15 protein-coding genes are annotated in these 15,403 nt (G+C 62.9%); 7 read left to right on the forward strand and 8 right to left on the reverse strand.

The annotated features are described in order from the left end of the window. Positions 1 to 8 precede the first annotated feature (8 nt). The 5 genes from HDC32_RS01715 to HDC32_RS01735 are packed head-to-tail and all read right to left on the reverse strand — an operon-like array spanning position 9 to position 4,262. A complete protein-coding gene (locus HDC32_RS01715; protein ID WP_131696358.1) occupies positions 9 to 653 on the reverse strand; it encodes a tetratricopeptide repeat protein in 645 nt (214 codons plus the stop codon). Further along, positions 650 to 1,459, reverse strand: coding sequence for an SDR family oxidoreductase (locus HDC32_RS01720; RefSeq protein WP_184742205.1), 810 nt, complete (start codon positions 1,457 to 1,459; stop codon positions 650 to 652). Before HDC32_RS01720 ends, HDC32_RS01715 begins: the two co-directional genes overlap by 4 nt. Beyond that, on the reverse strand, positions 1,446 to 2,120 hold the full coding sequence (locus HDC32_RS01725) for a TenA family transcriptional regulator (protein WP_184742207.1): 675 nt from the start codon (positions 2,118 to 2,120) through the stop codon (positions 1,446 to 1,448). Before HDC32_RS01725 ends, HDC32_RS01720 begins: the two co-directional genes overlap by 14 nt. Continuing rightward, positions 2,117 to 3,595 (reverse strand): AMP-binding protein, encoded by a 1,479-nt coding sequence (locus HDC32_RS01730; protein WP_184742209.1) that lies wholly within the window; start codon positions 3,593 to 3,595, stop codon positions 2,117 to 2,119. Before HDC32_RS01730 ends, HDC32_RS01725 begins: the two co-directional genes overlap by 4 nt. Further along, positions 3,585 to 4,262 carry a thermostable hemolysin gene (locus tag HDC32_RS01735; RefSeq protein ID WP_184742211.1) on the reverse strand — a complete coding sequence of 226 codons (678 nt, stop codon included), beginning with the start codon at positions 4,260 to 4,262 and terminating at the stop codon, positions 3,585 to 3,587. Before HDC32_RS01735 ends, HDC32_RS01730 begins: the two co-directional genes overlap by 11 nt. 175 nt (positions 4,263 to 4,437) lie before the next feature. On the opposite strand from HDC32_RS01735, the gene HDC32_RS01740 reads away from it, so the two are divergent. The 6 genes from HDC32_RS01740 (at position 4,438) to xylB (ending at position 11,105) form a co-directional block, all read left to right on the forward strand. Further along, positions 4,438 to 4,980 (forward strand): cytochrome b, encoded by a 543-nt coding sequence (locus tag HDC32_RS01740; protein WP_131696353.1) that lies wholly within the window; start codon positions 4,438 to 4,440, stop codon positions 4,978 to 4,980. Positions 4,981 to 5,144: 164 nt separating this feature from the next. Beyond that, positions 5,145 to 6,677, forward strand: coding sequence for a sugar ABC transporter ATP-binding protein (locus HDC32_RS01745; protein WP_184742213.1), 1,533 nt, complete (start codon positions 5,145 to 5,147; stop codon positions 6,675 to 6,677). Next, on the forward strand, positions 6,670 to 7,647 hold the full coding sequence (locus tag HDC32_RS01750) for an ABC transporter permease subunit (RefSeq protein WP_027605811.1): 978 nt from the start codon (positions 6,670 to 6,672) through the stop codon (positions 7,645 to 7,647). Before HDC32_RS01745 ends, HDC32_RS01750 begins: the two co-directional genes overlap by 8 nt. Before the next feature lie 34 nt (positions 7,648 to 7,681). Then, positions 7,682 to 8,614: an ABC transporter substrate-binding protein gene (locus HDC32_RS01755; protein ID WP_131696351.1), complete on the forward strand. Its 933-nt coding sequence runs from the start codon at positions 7,682 to 7,684 to the stop codon at positions 8,612 to 8,614. A gap of 21 nt (positions 8,615 to 8,635) precedes the next feature. Continuing rightward, the gene (locus tag HDC32_RS01760; RefSeq protein ID WP_184742215.1) at positions 8,636 to 9,628 is read left to right on the forward strand and encodes a LacI family DNA-binding transcriptional regulator; all 993 of its coding nucleotides are present in this window, start codon (positions 8,636 to 8,638) and stop codon (positions 9,626 to 9,628) included. Positions 9,629 to 9,644: 16 nt separating this feature from the next. Beyond that, the gene (xylB, locus tag HDC32_RS01765) at positions 9,645 to 11,105 is read left to right on the forward strand and encodes a xylulokinase (RefSeq protein ID WP_184742217.1); all 1,461 of its coding nucleotides are present in this window, start codon (positions 9,645 to 9,647) and stop codon (positions 11,103 to 11,105) included. Positions 11,106 to 11,227: 122 nt separating this feature from the next. Here xylB and HDC32_RS01770 read toward each other — a convergent pair whose 3' ends face one another. Together HDC32_RS01770 and HDC32_RS01775 are read right to left on the reverse strand one after the other, a co-directional pair. Continuing rightward, complete coding sequence (locus HDC32_RS01770; protein ID WP_145338106.1) at positions 11,228 to 11,686, reverse strand: REP-associated tyrosine transposase; 459 nt, start codon at positions 11,684 to 11,686, stop codon at positions 11,228 to 11,230. Between the two features lie 284 nt (positions 11,687 to 11,970). Next, complete coding sequence (locus HDC32_RS01775; RefSeq protein ID WP_053130035.1) at positions 11,971 to 12,414, reverse strand: Lrp/AsnC family transcriptional regulator; 444 nt, start codon at positions 12,412 to 12,414, stop codon at positions 11,971 to 11,973. A 109-nt stretch (positions 12,415 to 12,523) separates the two neighbouring features. Here HDC32_RS01775 and HDC32_RS01780 point away from each other — a divergent pair, with 109 nt between their 5' ends. Beyond that, positions 12,524 to 13,426 (forward strand): DMT family transporter, encoded by a 903-nt coding sequence (locus HDC32_RS01780; RefSeq protein ID WP_145338105.1) that lies wholly within the window; start codon positions 12,524 to 12,526, stop codon positions 13,424 to 13,426. Here HDC32_RS01780 and HDC32_RS01785 read toward each other — a convergent pair. Continuing rightward, positions 13,404 to 15,383, reverse strand: coding sequence for a U32 family peptidase (locus HDC32_RS01785; protein WP_184742219.1), 1,980 nt, complete (start codon positions 15,381 to 15,383; stop codon positions 13,404 to 13,406). The genes HDC32_RS01780 and HDC32_RS01785 overlap by 23 nt on opposite strands. Positions 15,384 to 15,403 lie beyond the last annotated feature (20 nt).

The raw sequence follows: 15,403 nt of genomic DNA on the forward strand, positions 1-15,403 counted from the left end.
GAGTGTTGTCAGTTGAGTTTTTTGTTGATGTCGGCCAGCACGCTTTCGATCTCTTTGCGCCGCCCGGTATCGGCGGTTTCCCGGCCCGGACGAGGTGCGGCCAGCAGGGCTTTTTGCAAGGCATCACGGGCTTCGCCATAGCGTTTTTGCCGGTACAGGTGGTCGCCCCAGAAGTACAGACTATCAATGCCGGTAGGGTTCAGTTGCAAGGCCTGTTTGAGTAACAGTTCAGCCTTATCGGCATCGCCAAAGCCGATTGGCCAGCCGGGCACCCGGTCGTACAGGGCGGCCAGGCTGGTATAGGCCGAGCCTTGCAGGGCCTTGGGGTCGAGGTCGAGGGCTTTTTCCAGGTCGACCTTGGCCGCCTTGACCTTGCTTAACGCGCCGAGCCCGCCCTGGGCGCCGGCCCAACTGCTGGTGACGATGCCTGACCAGATCCACGCCTCGGCGGCTTGGGGGCGGTCGTGGGTGAAGGCCGTGGCCTGGGTGGCGAGTCGTTCAAAGGCCTGGGGCCGCTGCTCCTCGGGCAGGTTGTATTGGATGTGCGCCCAGCGCGTCTGGATGGCGTTCAGGCGTTGTTGGTCGACGGCGTCCATCGCCCAGGTGAAGGGGCTCAGGGCGGTGAGCAGCAGCGCGGTAAAGAGTTTTTTCATGGCTTCGGGTCCTTATTCTCAAGTGTGTCGCTCAGGCGGCGTACCAGCGGCAGCTGTTTACGCAAACCCCGGTCGACCAGGTTAGGCAGCAGGCTGTTGAGGCGCACAAAGAAACGCTCCGGCCAGCCCAGGTACAGATCGCGACGCTGGTTGGCAATGGCTTGGATCACGGCCGATGCCACGGTATGCGGGTCATCGACGTTGGATTTGAGTGCATCGTTCAAGGCCTGCGCCGCCGGGCTGTTCATCGAGGTACGGGTCGCGCGCGGTGCCACGTACAGCACGCCGACGCGGGTGTCGGCCAGCTCCCGGCGCAGCGCTTCGGAAAAGCCGCGCAAGGCAAACTTGCTGGCGCAGTAGGTGGCGTAGCCGGGATAGCCGATGGAGCCATAGGTGGAGCCGACATTCACCACCATGGCGCTCGGTGCCTGCTTGAGCAGCGGCAGCAGCAGCTTGGTCAGGCAGATCGGCGCGGTGATGTTCAGCGCCAGCATGCCGTTGATGTCGCTGTCTTCGAGTTGCTCAAGCATGGCGAAGTGATTGATGCCGGCGGCGTTGATCAGCAGGTTGATGCCGCCGATGGCTTCGGCGGCGGCCAGCACCTTACGGCGGTCGGCGAGGAAGGTCAGGTCGGCACCGATCCAGCAGAGTTGCTCCGGGTAGCGCTCAAGCAACCCCTCCAGCGGTGCACGGTGGCGGGCCACGGCCAGCACCTGCGCACCACTGACGCACAGGGCGGTGGCAATCGCCAGGCCGATGCCGCCGCTGGCGCCGGTCAGCACCACGCGCGTTTCAGACAGGCGCATGGGGCGCCTCCCCGAGACGCGGCAGACTGCGGAACATATCGGTATAGAGCGCGTACACCACCTTGGAGGCGCGAATCACGGCGGCCTGGTCGTCGGGGTCGTCCAGGCTGTTCATCAAGCGGCGGTAGGTTTCCATGTGGCCGATGTCCAGCGCCCCGTGGGAACTCAGGTAGCTGAACGCCGTTGCCGGCAGTTGCAAGCGTTCACGAATGCTGCCGGCCGCGTGGGTGGCCAGGGCGATGCTGGTGCCTTCCAGCACATTGACCATGCCGAACAGGCCGACCGGGTTGTCACGGGCGATCAGGTCGTAGAGGTAACTGACCATCAGCTCGATGGGCAAACCGGGGCGCCCGTCACGTACCGCATCGTCATCACCGCCGCAGGCGGCAATGTCATTGAGCACCCACTGCTCGTGGCCGTATTCATCCTCGATGTACTCGCAGACGGCCTTGCGCAGCCATTCCAGGCGCGAAGGCAGGCGCGCACCGCAGGCCATCATCAACGGCACCGTATGCCGCACGTGGTAGTAGGCCTGGGCCAGGAATGCGCGATAGCTGTCCAGGCTGACCTGGCCCTCCAGGGCGTCGCGGATGATCGGCAGGCTGAACAGCGCCTGGCGTTCCTGTTGAGTGGCTTCTTGCAGCGTGTCGAAAAAATTCACGATGAGGTTTCCTCGTTGAATGCTGGGGCAAATTGGGTTTGATAACGGGCGACGATGGCGTCGCGCCGTGGCCGGCCATTGGCGGTGAGCAAGCCATTGGCGGCGGTGAAGGGTTGCGTCAGGCGCGTCCAGCGATGCACCTGGGCGTAGTCGGGCAGGCCGCTGTTGGCCTCGGCCACGGCGCGGGCCAGCTGCGCGTCGCTGCAGTCGGTGCGATGGGGCCAGAGCAGGGCGTGGTTCTGCGGCAGGGCTTCGCCATACACGAACGCCTGGGCGATGACACCGCCCTGGGTCAGCTCGGCCTCGACCCAATCCGGGTTGACGTTGCGCCCGTAACTGGTGACGAACTGATGTTTTTTGCGGCCCTTGAGGTAGAGAAAACCGTCCTCGTCAAAGGCGCCGAGATCGCCGCTGGGCCACCATTGCTCGGGCTGGTCTGTCTGGCCCAGGTAGCCGAGCAACGTCGAGCCCTTGATCAGCACTTCATCGTCTTCGGCCAGGCGGATTTCCACGTGGGGCAGTGGCCGGCCGACGCTGCCAGGACGGTGTGCCCCGGGACGATTGAGGCATACCACCGAGGCGCATTCCGACAGCCCGTAACCTTCATACACCGGTACGCCCAGTTGCTGCGCACGTTGCAGCAAGGCCTTGGAGACGCGCGCTCCGCCGACGGCGGCAAAGCGCAGGCCCTGGGGGCTGAAGGCCTTTTGCTCGGCAGCAATCACCAGCATCAACAGTAATTGCGGCACCAGGATCAGGCTGTGGGGCTGACGGGTAGCCAGGCAGCCGAGCAATTGTGCGGCGTCCACCGCGCTGGCGCCCTGGATGCCCAGGCTCTTCTGGCTGGGCAAGCTGAGGGTGGCGCCGGCGTAGAGCGCGGCGTAGCAACCGAGGTTTTCCAGCAAAATCGCGATGGGCAACAGCGCCAGGTGATGGCGTGGGTCACTGCTGTGGCTGGCCTGGTACAACTCGCGGGCCACCCGCAGCAGGCTGTCGGCGCTCAGGCACACGCCCTTGGGCGCGCCGGTGGTGCCGGAGGTGAACGTCACCTTGGCGGTGCCGGCGGGTATCGAGGGGCGGCCCTCAAAGGTGCGGCACCAGAATTCGCCGCACGGGTGATAGCCGTTGGCGAGCAATTCAGCCTCCAGATGCGGCTCGGCGATCACCCGTTCGGCGTGGCTTTGTTCCAGGCAATGGGCGCGCTGGGCCGGGCTGAAGAACGGCGGCAAGGTCAGACAGGTCAAGCCTTCGAACAGCACTGCCAGGTCCCACAGCATGGCCTCGACGCCATTGTCCAGGGCCAGGGCGACCACCTTGACGCCTTCTTCGCGCAGGCGCTCTTGTCGATACGCCACTTCGGCGAACATCTGGGCGTAATCCATTTTCAAGCTGTCGCCCCACAGGGCGATGGCGCCATCGTTGCGTTCGGCATGGCCTCGCAGTACGGCGTGGAAGCGGCGGGTTTCAGGCGACATGGCTGGCGTCCTCGAGGGCGGTTGGCAACCCCAGGCGTGAAAACAGACCCATGTTGCGCAAATGGATGAACCCGGCGCGGATATTGCCGACATGCACCCACGGTTGGCTTTCGTAGTAACTGCCCCAGTGATGGCGCTCATCGCCCAGGCGCTGCGGGTCGGCCGCGCACAGGGTCACGGGCTTCAAGCCCAGGCGGTGGAAGCTGTTGACCAGGCCGATATTGCCGGTGAACGCCACCCACTCCAGGCCGCCCATGGCCAGCAGCCAGGTAATCGCGATGATGCTCAGGCGCGCACTGCCGGTGTCGCTGGCCGCGAGGTTGCCGACTTCGGCGATGGCGCCGCGCTCCACGGTCTGTTCGGCAGCGGCACTGATCAGCGGGTCGATCGGATGGTCCAGGTAACGCTCCAGGAACAACGGCTCGGCGCTTGCCAGGCGCACCCCGGCGACGGCGCACAGCTCGCCGCTGGCCTGGCTGACGCCAAACAACTGCGGCATGAAGTGCCGAATATCGGCGCCGTGGGCAAGGCGAAAACGTTGTTGGATAAACGCCTCGAAGGCAGGCCGCTGCGGGTCTTGGGGCAGGGCGCGGGACAGGCGCATCGGTGCACTGTCGGCATGGCCGAACAGCAGCGGCAAGGAAATGTTCCAATCGATATCGGGCATTGGCATTACGCCTCCCCAGTGAAGTTGGGAGGAGTATCGGAGGCATTTCTTAACGAAGTCTGAAGGTGGCAAAAGGATATTTTTCGCCATCTTCAGACTGCCTTAAGGCTTCGCGGGCAGGGTCGCGCGGTTTTCCACGGCTGCTTGCGGCCACCACCTGCACAAGGCTCTTCCCATGACTGAACATCTGGTGATACAGCGCTACACGAAGCTGTCGATGACCCTGCACTGGCTGATGCTGGCGCTGTTTGTCGGCGTGTACGCCTGCATTGAAATCAAAGGCCTGCTGCCTCGCGGCCATGCACTGAAGGGCGTGTTACTCGGCGGTCACGCGCTGTTCGGTATCGGGATTTTCCTGCTGGTCTGGCTGCGCCTGCTGGGACGCCTGGCGCCGCGCCCGGCGATCCTGCCGCGTCCACCGGCCTGGCAGACTGCCGTGGCGCACCTGATGCACCTGGCACTATATGGCTTGATGATCGTGACGCCGCTGCTGGCCTGGCTGATGCTCAACGCCGCAGGCAAGCCCGTGCCTTATTTCGAGTTTGCCTTGCCATCGCTGGTGGCGGTGGACCCCGACCAGGCCAAGCAATTCAAGCACTGGCATGAGTGGCTGGGCAGCGCTGGTTATTGGTTGATCGGCCTGCACGCTTTCGCCGGGCTGTTCCACCATTACTGGGTGCGCGACAACACCCTGGTGCGCATGCTGCCAAAACGTTAGAAATGCCAAAATCACACTTTATGCGTCTGATGAAACGTTTCTTCTAGCGACAAACGGCTTACGCAAGCGCTTGCGTAAGTAAATGTATCTGATTAGAGTCGGTGGCAATCGGCTCTGATCAAAGGGGGCCGAACGACAAAAATAATAAAACCAGGAGCTCATTGATGAGCCTTGAACCCTTGCTTGAGATGCAGGGCATCAGCAAAACCTTCAACGGTTTGCGCGTGCTCAAGAATGTCGGCCTGAAGGTCTACCCCGGCGAAATCCACGCCTTGATGGGGGAGAACGGCGCCGGCAAATCGACCCTGATGAAAATCCTCTCCGGCGCTTACCAGGCCGATCCCGGCGGTGAAATCCGCATCGACGGTCAAGCCGTCCCCACGTTCAACCCCGCCACCGCCAAAGCCCTCGGCATCGCCGTGATCTACCAGGAACTGAGCCTGTGCCCGAACCTGAGTGTGGCCGAGAACATCTACCTGGGCCGTGAGTTGCGCCGTGGCTGGACCATCGACCGTAAGGGCATGCAGGACGGTTGCGTGGAAGTGCTGCAGCGCCTGGGCGCCGAATTCACCCCGGCAACCAAGGTCAGCAGCCTGTCGATTGCCGAGCGCCAACTGGTGGAAATTGCCCGTGCCTTGCACGCCCACGCCAGGATCCTGGTGATGGACGAACCGACCACGCCGTTATCGTCCCGCGAGACCGACCGCCTGTTTGCGCTGATCAAGCAGCTGCGCAGCCAGGGCCTGGCGATCATCTACATCAGTCATCGCATGGCCGAGATCTATGAACTGTCGGACCGTGTCTCGGTGCTGCGCGACGGCCAATACATCGGCGAACTGACCCGCGACGCGCTGTCGGCCGAAGTCCTCGTGAAGATGATGGTCGGCCGCGACCTGTCCGGTTTCTACAAGAAGGAACATGCCGCCTACGACCCCGGTGCGGTGGTGATGCGCGTGCGTGACATGGCCGATGGCAAGCGCGTGCGTAACTGCAGTTTCGACCTGCATGCCGGTGAAGTGCTGGGTATCGCCGGGCTGGTGGGGGCAGGGCGCACCGAGTTGGCGCGGCTGATCTTCGCCGCCGACCCGCGCACCAGCGGCACCCTGGAAGTGGTGGGCAAGACCGTGACGCAACTGCGCAACCCGGCGGATGCGATTCGTGCCGGCGTGGTGTACCTCACCGAAGACCGCAAGGCCCAGGGCCTGTTCCTGGACATGAGCGTGGCCGACAACATCAATGTCTGCGCCTGTGTGCCGGATGCCCGCGCCGGTGGTGTACTCGACCGTGGCCTTGGCTTGAAACGTGCCAATGAAGCCATCAAGTCACTGTCGATTCGCGTGGCGTCGGGCAAGGTCAATGTCGGCGCGTTGTCCGGCGGCAACCAGCAGAAGGTCCTGCTGGCGCGGCTGCTGGAGGTCAAGCCGCACGTGCTGATCCTCGACGAACCCACACGCGGCGTGGACATCGGCTCCAAATCCGAGATCTACCGCATCATCAATCAACTGGCGCAGGCCGGCGTGGGCATCGTGGTGATCTCCAGCGAGCTGCCGGAAATCATCGGCACCTGCGACCGGGTGTTGATCATGCGCGAAGGCCAGTTGGTGGCCGAAGTCGGCGGGGCCTCCGGTCACGTCATCTCCCAGGAACGTATTATTGACCTCGCCACCGGTGGCGATCAGGTGGTTGCCCATGGCTGATTCAATGATTGCTACAACAGGCAAGGCAGAACGTGCCCGCGAACTGATGCGCACGGTCGGTATGTTGCCGGTGCTGATTTTGCTGCTGGTGGGCTTCGCCCTGGCCAGCGAGAACTTCCTGACGATGCAGAACCTGTCGATCATCACCCAACAGGCCTCGGTCAATGTGGTGCTGGCGGCGGGCATGACCTTTGTGATCCTCACGGCGGGTATCGACCTGTCGGTGGGAGCGATCCTGGCGGCGTCGGCCGTGGTGGCGTTGCAGGCGTCAATGTCGCCGCAGTTCGGCATGTTCGGGATTGCGGCCGGTATCGGCTTCGGGCTGCTGCTGGGCCTGGTCAACGGTGGGTTGATTGCGTTCATGCGCCTGCCGCCGTTTATCGTCACCCTTGGCGCACTCACCGCCATGCGTGGCCTGGCGCGCTTGCTGGCCGATGACAAGACCGTGTTCAACCCCGACCTGCCGTTTGCCTTTATCGGCAACGACTCGATCCTCGGCGTGCCGTGGCTGGTGGTGATCGCCGTGGCGGTGGTGGCACTGTCGTGGTTCATCCTGCGCCGCACGGTAATGGGCGTGCAGATCTATTCGGTGGGCGGCAACCCCGAAGCGGCGCGACTCTCCGGGATCAAGGTGTGGAAGGTGCTGCTGTTCGTCTACGCCATGTCGGGCGCCTTGGCCGGGCTGGGTGCGGTGATGAGCGCCTCGCGCCTGTTCGCCGCCAACGGCCTGCAACTGGGGCAATCCTACGAGCTGGATGCGATTGCCGCCGTGATCCTCGGCGGTACCAGTTTTACCGGTGGCGTCGGCACCATCGGCGGCACGCTGATCGGCGCGCTGATCATCGCGGTGCTCACCAACGGCCTGGTGCTGCTGGGGGTGTCGGACATCTGGCAATACATCATCAAGGGCATCGTGATCATCGGCGCGGTCGCGCTGGATCGCTATCGCCAGTCCGGTGCGCGGACCTGATTTCACTCCCATAACAATCACAAGAGAGACCCGCATGAACCTTAAACGCATCTTTCCCGTCGTCGCCTTGGCTGCCCTGATGTCCCAAGCCGTAGAGGCCCGCGAACTCAAGGCCCTGGGTATCAGCATGGGCTCGCTCGGCAACCCGTATTTCGTGACCCTGGCCGATGGCGCCACGGCCCGGGCCAAGGAGCTGAACCCCAACGTCAAGGTCACCTCGGTGTCGGCCGACTACGACTTGAGCAAGCAGTTCTCGCAGATCGACAACTTTATCTCGTCCAAGGTCGATCTGATCCTGATCAACGCCGTCGACCCTTCGGCCATGGCCTCGGCGATCAAGAAAGCCCGCGATGCCGGCATCGTCGTGGTGGCGGTGGATGTGGACGCCAAGGGCGTGAATGCCACCGTGCAGACCGACAACGTTGAAGCCGGCAAGCTGGCCTGCCAATACCTGGTGGACAAGCTTTCCGGCAAGGGCAACGTGATTATCCAGAACGGTCCGCAAGTCACCGCCGTGACCGACCGCGTCAAAGGCTGTAAAGCCGCATTGGCCGGCGCGCCGGACATCAAGGTGCTGTCCGACGACCAGGACGGCAAAGGCTCCCGCGAAGGCGGCCTGAACGTGATGCAGGGCTACCTCACGCGCTTCCCGAAAATCGACGGCCTGTTTGCGATCAACGACCCGCAAGCCATCGGCAGCGACCTGGCGGCCAAGCAGCTCAAGCGCAGCGGGATCATCATCACCTCGGTGGACGGCGCGCCGGATATCGAGAACGCGCTGAAGACCGACACCCAGATCCAGGCGTCTGCCAGCCAGGACCCGTGGGCCATGGCGCAGACGGCGGTGAATGTCGGCAATGACCTGCTCAACGACAAGGCCCCGGCCGAAGCGGTGACCCTGCTCACGCCAAAACTGATCACCCGCGACAACGTCGGTACGTACAGCGGTTGGTCGAGCAAACATTGATAGCGTGAGAGGAACAGCGTCGTGGTGACCATGGATGACGTGGCAAGCAGGGCGGGGGTGTCGACGTCGACCGTGTCACACGTGTTGAACGGCACCCGCAAAGTCAGCCCGGCCACGGTGCTGGCGGTGCGGCGGGCGATCCAGGAACTGGGGTATATCCCCAACACCCTGGCGCGCTCGCTGGCGCGGTCGAGTACCAACACGATAGGCGTGGCGATCTCGGCGCTGTCCAACCATTACTTCAGCGAGACGGTGCACGCGATTGAAACCGAGTGCGCCAAGCACGGCTACATGATGCTGTTTGTCGACACCCACGACGACCCGGAGCAGGAGCTGCGGGTCGTCACGGCGCTGCATCATCGGCGGGTCGACGGTATTGTGCTGGCGCCGTCGAACGGTTCGATGGCCCTGGAGTACATGCGCGCCAACGAGATTCCGGCGGTGCTGGTGGACCGGATGATGAGCGAGCAGTTTGATCAGGTCGGGGTGGAGAATGCCCAGGCCACCCAGGGCCTGATTGAACACCTGATCGGGCACGGGCACCGTCGCATCGGTTTTATCGCCGGGCGCACGGGGTTCAGTACCACGGATGAGCGGGTAGCGGGTTACCGCGCGGCGTTGCACGCGGCGGGGCTGGCCTTCGATCCGCAGTTGCTGGTTAACGGCGGCTCCAACACCGAGCCTGCGCGCCAGGCCACGGTGCAGTTGCTGGGCCTGGCTTCGCCGCCCACGGCGATCATGGCCGGCAATAACCTGATGACCCTCGGCGCGATGCACGCCTTGCGTGACGCGCAGCTCGACGTGCCGAGACAAATGGCCCTGGTGGGCTTTGATGATTTTGACTGGGCGGATTTTTTCGTGCCGCGCCTGAGCCTGATCGCACAGCCGGTCAAGGCCCTTGGCGCCCGCGCGGTCGACCTGTTGCTGCAACGCATGGCGTCGCCTGACGCAGCGCCCCAGAGCGTGCGCCTCGCGCCGACCCTGCAGTTACGTAACTCCTGTGGCTGTCATTGATTGGAATAACACACGCATGAACAGTCCTGTTTCCCTGGGCATTGACCTGGGCACGTCGGAACTCAAAGCCATCCTGATGGACGCCACGGGCGCGGTGCTGGCCCATGCCGGCGTGCGCTTGAGCGTGTCGCGCCGGCACAGCGGCTGGTCTGAACAGGCACCGGAAGACTGGTGGCAAGCCTGTTTGCAGGCGTTGGCGCAACTGCGCAGACACGAGGCGTTTACGCACGTGGCCTGTATCGGCCTGTCGGGGCAGATGCACGGCGCGGTGTTGCTGGGGGCGGACAACCGCGTGTTGTACCCGGCGATCCTGTGGGACGACTCCCGTGCGGTGGGCGAAGCCGAACAGCTGGGTCCCGGCTTCGCCGACGTCACCGGCAGCCTGCCCATGGCCGGGCTGACCGCGCCGAAACTGCTGTGGTTGCAACAGCATGAACCCGAGGTGTTCCAAGCGATTGATTGCGTGCTGTCGCCCAAGGATTACCTGCGCTTGCGTTTGAGTGGCGAGCGCATCAGCGAAATGTCCGACGCGGCGGGTACGTTGTGGCTGGATGTGGCGCGGCGGGAATGGTTTACCCCGATGGTTCGCGCTACCGGCCTTACGCCTGAGCAATTGCCCAGGCTGGTGGAAGGTGGTGCGGCGAGCGCTTTGTTGACGGCCACGGGACTGGGTTTATCAGCTGACGTGGTGATTGCCGGCGGTGGCGGGGATAACCCTGTGGCAGCGGTCGGCATCGGCGCGATCAACGCTGGTGATGGGTTCATCACCCTGGGGACCAGCGCTGCCATCGTCGCCATCACCGACCATGCGGCGGGTAACCCGGCCAGTGCGGTACACAGCTTCTGCCATGCACTGCCCAACCGCTGGTACACCATGGGCGCCATGCTCGCCGGCGCCAGTTGTTTGCGCTGGGTCACACGGCTGACGGGCATGGCGGATGAACAGACGCTGCTGGAGCAGGTGCAGGCGCAATTGCCGATCGAGCAGTGCGTGCCTTCGGGGACGCCGCTGTTTCTGCCTTACCTGGCCGGCGAGCGCACACCCCACAACGATCCGTTGCTACGCGGCGGCTTCATGAACCTGGGCCACGACTGCACGCCGGCGATGCTCGGTTACGCGGTGATGGAAGGGGTGGGTTTCGGTTTGCTCGATGCGTTGCGCGCGGTGCAATCGACCGGCGTCGACGTTACCGCTTTTGCTCTGGTGGGTGGCGGTGCGCGCAGTGAGTACTGGGCCCAGTTGCTGGCGAATATCCTGCAGCGGGAAATCTTCACCTTGCAGGGCAGTGAATTGAGCGCATGTATTGGCGCGGCGAAGCTGGGGTTTGTGGCGCTGGGGCAGGGTGCGGAGTTGCTGGCGGCTGGGATGCCGGTCAAGGCCCGGTACAAGCCTGACCTGTCGCAGCAACCGGTGTTGGAGGCGCGTTATCGCAAGTTTCAAACTCTGCTGCCCGCCGCAAAGGCCCTTCACGACTAGGCTTCTGTGGCAAGCGGGCCTGTTCTGATGGGCAGGCTCGTTGTGGCAAGTGGGCTTCCTGTGGCAAGCCCGCTCGCCACAGGAAGCCCACTTGCCAGAAAAGGCCCGCTCGCCCCAATGGGTCATAACCAGACAGCATCCCACAGTGGGTAATCGCCAATTCGCTCCACCAACCCTGCTCGCAGGGGGTTGGCGACGATATAGCGCGCCATTTTCCGAATATCGTCTTCAGCCCGCACCGCCCGGTCGTGGTAGCCACGCTGCCAGAATTTCTCCCGACTGCCACGGGCGTTGTTGATGCTCAAGGTGCTGCGCGACTTGGTCTGGCGCATCACATCAGGCAGCGTCGTGCCATTGAGGTCGAGCAACCAATGAAAGTGGTCCGGCATGATCACCCACGCCAGCGAATTGACCTGCCCTGAGTCATGAACCCTCTTGAATTCCGCGACTAATAACCGGCCCAGGCGAAAGTCGCGAAACAATGGATGGCGTTGATGCACGACAGCGGTGACCAAGTAGGCTCGACCGGTTTCTGAATAGCGACCACGACGTAACAGGTGAGAGTTTGGCTGGCGAGGCAATTCGTTGCTCCTTCCCATGGATAAGAAGCTTTGACGCTAGCAGCGGAGGCGGAATAGCCGCGTTGAGTTGCGTATCCTTCTGTTGCACGGCTTCCTGTGGCGAATGGGGTTACTGTGGCGAGCGGGCTTGCCCCGCGTTGGGCTGCGAAGCAGCCCCAATAAAGGCACCGCGTTTATCCAGGCACAATGAGTGGTCAGGTTTTGGGGCCGCTTCGCAGCCCAACGCGGGGCAAGCCCGCTCGCCACAACAAGCGCGCTCGTCCGAGGAATCGGGTTGTTACGGTTCAGTCGTTGGTCAGCGGGGGCAAACGTCGCTTTACCGGGGTTTTCTTGACGATGGCGGTGTTGGTTTCGGCATAGGCGTTGATCCGATCCAACAGGCTGTCGAGATGGTCCATGGTGCGCACGTGCAGGCGCGCGATGAAGCAGTCCTCGCCGGTGACCTTGTCGCATTCGGTGAATTCGGGGATCGCCTGGATCTGGCGCTCCACCTCCTGCAATTTGCCGGGCAGGGGGCGGATGCGCACGATGGCTTGCAGCAGGTAGCCGAAATGCTTGGGGTCGATGTCGACGGTGTAGTGAGTCAGCACGCCGCGTTCTTCCAGGCGGCGCAGGCGTTCACCCACACTGGGCGAGGACAGCCCGGTGATGCCCGCCAGGGCCTTGAGGGATAACCGCGAGTCATCCATCAAAGCGGCGATGAGTTGCTGGTCGATGGTGTCGATCATGGTGTTCGCCTAATAAGAAAAGGTGTTTGCGGGGTTTTGCCTTTTTTAGTCGCTGGAGCCGCTCACAAGCAGATTGCCATAATTGAGCCTCACTTGAGGAGCATCAATCATGGATTCATCCATCCGTCGCGGTTCGTGGGAAATGATCGCCGCCATGCTGATCTCGGGCACCATCGGCTGGTTTGTGCTGGTGTCTGGCGTGTCGGTGATCGAAGTGGTGTTCTGGCGCTGCGTAATCGGTGGGCTGACCTTATTGCTGGTGTGCGCGCTGCTGGGTTACCTGCGGCTGGACCTGCTCAATTGGACCAGGCTCGGCCTGGCGATGCTCAGTGGCGTGGCGATTGTCGGCAATTGGTTGCTGCTGTTCGAATCCTACTCACGTGCATCGATCGCCATCAGCACCGCGGTGTACAACGTGCAGCCGTTCATGTTGGTGATGCTGGCGGCGCTGTTCCTCGGCGAAAAGATCACCGTGCAGAAACTGGCGTGGTTGAGCGTGGCGTTCCTGGGAATGCTGGCGATTGTCACCGCCCATGGTAATCAGCCAACCGGCGACGATTACCTGGCGGGCATCGCCTTGGCCCTGGGCGCGGCATTGCTGTACGCGATTGCCGCACTGATCATCAAGCGTTTGAAGGACGTACCGCCGCATTTGATGGCGTTGATCCAGGTCACGACGGGCGCACTACTACTGGCGCCGCTGGTGCCTTGGCATAGCTTGCCGGTCACCACCAACGCCTGGGCGGCACTGGCGACGCTCGGCGTGGTACACACCGGTTTGATGTATGTGTTGCTGTATGGCGCGATCCAGAAACTGCCCACCGCCATCACCGGCGCACTGTCGTTTATCTACCCGATTGCGGCGATCTTCGTCGATTGGATTGCCTTCGGGCATCGCCTGGGCTGGCTGCAATGGCTGGGGGTGGCGGCAATTCTGCTGGCAGCGGCGGGGTTACAGCGGGGCTGGTGGTGGCCCCGCTCACACAGGGTCAGTGCGTGCCCTGATAGATGAGATTTTCCGGGTTGAAATGCTCCACGACACTGCCCGGTTGCGGCAGCCCAAGGATATGCCCCTTGATTTTGCCCACCACATGCATCTCGCAGGGTTTGCAGTCGAACTTCAGGGTCAGCACTTCGTCGCCATGAATCAACTGCATCGGCGCAACCTTGGTTTTCACGCCCGTGACACCTTTGGCCTGTTTAGGGCACAGGTTGAACGAGAAGCGCAGGCAGTGCTTGGTGATCATCACCGGCACTTCGCCGGTTTCTTCATGGGCTTCGAAGGCCGCGTCGATCAGCTTCACGCCGTGACGGTGATAGAAGTCGCGGGCTTTCTGGTTGTAGACGTTGGCCAGGAACGACAGGTGCGCTTCCGGGTACACCGGCGGCGGCGTGGCCTCGGCCTTGCGCCCGCCACGTGGGTGTGCGGCAACACGGGCGGCGGTCAACGCTTCGATCACTTCGCGGCGCAAGGCCTTGAGCTGTGAGTTGGGAATGAAGAACGCCTGCGGTGCATCCAGTTCGATACGGGTAGCGTGATACTCGGTGGTACCGAGCTGGCCAAGCAGGTCGCGCAGGGTGTCCAGCGCCTGTTCCGGCTTGTTGGCCACGCCAAACGGGCCGGGCAGGGTAACGCTGGCGTGGATGCCTTCTTCGCTGGTGGCGGTGACTTCCAGCTGCTCTTCACGCAAACGTGCGACCCATGACAGGCCGATACGGCGTTCGGCCGAAGTCTTGAGCAACGCCTGCTGCCAGTTGTGGTCGAGGTTGCGGTTCAGCGGGTGGTTGGGGCGCAATTGATGCAGGCCGGCCGGCATTTCATTCGGCTCGACGCGGTAGCGGTAGCGCTTCTCGCCGTCTTCCTCGAACTCGCCCTTGGGCTCGGCGATGTTGGCGCGGAAACCCACCACTTCGCGCTTGACCAGCACATTGAGGCCGTCGCCGTTGGACAGCGGCTCATGGGTGATCACTTGCAGGTCACGCTTGCCGGCTTTTTCCACCACACCCACCGGCAGGCCGGTGAAGGTCGGGGTATCGAAGGCGCCGATGTCGATCTTGCGGTCGCTGACAAAGTAGTCGGTGCTGCCACGGTGGAAGGTTTTTTCCGGGTCGGGCAGGAAGAAATGCGCGGTACGGCCGCTGGACGCGCGGGCCAGGTCCGGACGGTCTTCGAGGATCTCGTCAAGACGCTGGCGATAATAGGCCGTGATGTTTTTCACATAGCCCATGTCCTTGTAGCGACCCTCGATCTTGAACGAACGCACGCCGGCTTCGACCAAGGCGCGCAGGTTGGCGCTCTGGTTGTTGTCTTTCATCGACAGCAGGTGTTTTTCAAAGGCCACGACACGGCCCTGGTCGTCTTTCAAGGTGTAGGGCAGGCGGCAGGCCTGGGAGCAGTCGCCACGGTTGGCGCTGCGGCCATTTTGCGCGTGGGAGATGTTGCACTGCCCGGAGAACGCCACGCACAGGGCGCCGTGGATAAAGAACTCGATGGCGGCATCGGTCTCGCAGGCGATGGCGCTGATTTCCTGCAGGTTCAGCTCACGGGCCAGGACCAACTGCGAGAAACCGGCCTGGTCGAGGAACTTGGCGCGGCCAAGGGTACGAATATCGGTCTGGGTGCTGGCGTGCAGCTCGATGGGCGGAATATCCAGCTCCATCACGCCCAGGTCCTGCACGATCAGCGCGTCGACACCGGCGTCGTAGAGCTGATGGATCAGCTTGCGTGCGGGTTCCAGTTCGTTGTCATGCAGGATGGTGTTGAGGGTCGTGAACACGCGGGCGTGGTAACGGCGGGCGAATTCCACCAGTTGAGCGATATCGCTCACCTCGTTGCACGCGTTATGGCGCGCGCCGAAGCTCGGGCCGCCAATGTAGATGGCGTCGGCGCCATGCAGGATGGCCTCGCGCGCGATGGCGACATCGCGGGCAGGGCTGAGCAATTCCAGGTGATGCTTGGGCAAGGACATAGTTTTTTTAGTCAGGCTTG

It is taken from the genome of Pseudomonas sp. JAI120, assembly GCF_014207255.1.
Classification (GTDB): Bacteria; Pseudomonadota; Gammaproteobacteria; order Pseudomonadales; family Pseudomonadaceae; genus Aquipseudomonas.

Bases quoted from the DNA above. Each gene is read 5' to 3' on its own strand.
- HDC32_RS01720 (WP_184742205.1), bottom strand. From the start codon at position 1,459: ATGCGCCTGTCTGAAACGCGCGTGGTGCTGACCGGCGCCAGCGGCGGC.
- HDC32_RS01785 (WP_184742219.1), bottom strand. From the start codon at position 15,383: ATGTCCTTGCCCAAGCATCACCTGGAATTGCTCAGCCCTGCCCGCGAT.
- HDC32_RS01730 (WP_184742209.1), bottom strand. From the start codon at position 3,595: ATGTCGCCTGAAACCCGCCGCTTCCACGCCGTACTGCGAGGCCATGCC.
- HDC32_RS01740 (WP_131696353.1), top strand. From the start codon at position 4,438: ATGACTGAACATCTGGTGATACAGCGCTACACGAAGCTGTCGATGACC.
- HDC32_RS01750 (WP_027605811.1), top strand. From the start codon at position 6,670: ATGGCTGATTCAATGATTGCTACAACAGGCAAGGCAGAACGTGCCCGC.
- HDC32_RS01735 (WP_184742211.1), bottom strand. From the start codon at position 4,262: ATGCCCGATATCGATTGGAACATTTCCTTGCCGCTGCTGTTCGGCCAT.
- HDC32_RS01755 (WP_131696351.1), top strand. From the start codon at position 7,682: ATGAACCTTAAACGCATCTTTCCCGTCGTCGCCTTGGCTGCCCTGATG.
- HDC32_RS01715 (WP_131696358.1), bottom strand. From the start codon at position 653: ATGAAAAAACTCTTTACCGCGCTGCTGCTCACCGCCCTGAGCCCCTTC.
- HDC32_RS01780 (WP_145338105.1), top strand. From the start codon at position 12,524: ATGGATTCATCCATCCGTCGCGGTTCGTGGGAAATGATCGCCGCCATG.
- HDC32_RS01745 (WP_184742213.1), top strand. From the start codon at position 5,145: ATGAGCCTTGAACCCTTGCTTGAGATGCAGGGCATCAGCAAAACCTTC.
- xylB (WP_184742217.1), top strand. From the start codon at position 9,645: ATGAACAGTCCTGTTTCCCTGGGCATTGACCTGGGCACGTCGGAACTC.
- HDC32_RS01775 (WP_053130035.1), bottom strand. From the start codon at position 12,414: ATGATCGACACCATCGACCAGCAACTCATCGCCGCTTTGATGGATGAC.